Raw genomic sequence first — 1,693 nt, forward strand, 5'->3', positions numbered from 1 at the left:
CTCGAAGATACGGATTCTTAACGTCGCAAGACGAAAAATGAATACCAAGTCTCAAGAGTGAACACGTAATTCATTACGAAGTTTAATTCTTTGAGCATCAAACTTTTAAATTGAAGAGTTTGATCATGGCTCAGATTGAACGCTGGCGGCAGGCCTAACACATGCAAGTCGAACGGTAACAGGAAGCAGCTTGCTGCTTCGCTGACGAGTGGCGGACGGGTGAGTAATGTCTGGGAAACTGCCTGATGGAGGGGGATAACTACTGGAAACGGTAGCTAATACCGCATAATGTCGCAAGACCAAAGAGGGGGACCTTCGGGCCTCTTGCCATCGGATGTGCCCAGATGGGATTAGCTTGTTGGTGGGGTAACGGCTCACCAAGGCGACGATCCCTAGCTGGTCTGAGAGGATGACCAGCCACACTGGAACTGAGACACGGTCCAGACTCCTACGGGAGGCAGCAGTGGGGAATATTGCACAATGGGCGCAAGCCTGATGCAGCCATGCCGCGTGTATGAAGAAGGCCTTCGGGTTGTAAAGTACTTTCAGCGGGGAGGAAGGGAGTAAAGTTAATACCTTTGCTCATTGACGTTATCCGCAGAAGAAGCACCGGCTAACTCCGTGCCAGCAGCCGCGGTAATACGGAGGGTGCAAGCGTTAATCGGAATTACTGGGCGTAAAGCGCACGCAGGCGGTTTGTTAAGTCAGATGTGAAATCCCCGGGCTCAACCTGGGAACTGCATCTGATACTGGCAAGCTTGAGTCTCGTAGAGGGGGGTAGAATTCCAGGTGTAGCGGTGAAATGCGTAGAGATCTGGAGGAATACCGGTGGCGAAGGCGGCCCCCTGGACGAAGACTGACGCTCAGGTGCGAAAGCGTGGGGAGCAAACAGGATTAGATACCCTGGTAGTCCACGCCGTAAACGATGTCGACTTGGAGGTTGTGCCCTTGAGGCGTGGCTTCCGGAGCTAACGCGTTAAGTCGACCGCCTGGGGAGTACGGCCGCAAGGTTAAAACTCAAATGAATTGACGGGGGCCCGCACAAGCGGTGGAGCATGTGGTTTAATTCGATGCAACGCGAAGAACCTTACCTGGTCTTGACATCCACGGAAGTTTTCAGAGATGAGAATGTGCCTTCGGGAACCGTGAGACAGGTGCTGCATGGCTGTCGTCAGCTCGTGTTGTGAAATGTTGGGTTAAGTCCCGCAACGAGCGCAACCCTTATCCTTTGTTGCCAGCGGTCCGGCCGGGAACTCAAAGGAGACTGCCAGTGATAAACTGGAGGAAGGTGGGGATGACGTCAAGTCATCATGGCCCTTACGACCAGGGCTACACACGTGCTACAATGGCGCATACAAAGAGAAGCGACCTCGCGAGAGCAAGCGGACCTCATAAAGTGCGTCGTAGTCCGGATTGGAGTCTGCAACTCGACTCCATGAAGTCGGAATCGCTAGTAATCGTGGATCAGAATGCCACGGTGAATACGTTCCCGGGCCTTGTACACACCGCCCGTCACACCATGGGAGTGGGTTGCAAAAGAAGTAGGTAGCTTAACCTTCGGGAGGGCGCTTACCACTTTGTGATTCATGACTGGGGTGAAGTCGTAACAAGGTAACCGTAGGGGAACCTGCGGTTGGATCACCTCCTTACCTTAAAGAAGCGTACTTTGCAGTGCTCACACAGATTGTCTGAT

General features: G+C 53.0%; 1 rRNA gene. It reads left to right on the plus strand.

Annotation, left to right across the window (positions count from 1 at the left end):
• Nucleotides 1-107: 107 nt before the first annotated feature.
• Nucleotides 108-1,649 (plus strand): 16S ribosomal RNA (locus tag BGK49_RS14015).
• Nucleotides 1,650-1,693 lie beyond the last annotated feature (44 nt).

Origin of the sequence: Shigella sp. FC1544, from assembly GCF_001722145.1 — a bacterium.
Lineage (GTDB): Bacteria > Pseudomonadota > Gammaproteobacteria > Enterobacterales > Enterobacteriaceae > Escherichia > Escherichia coli.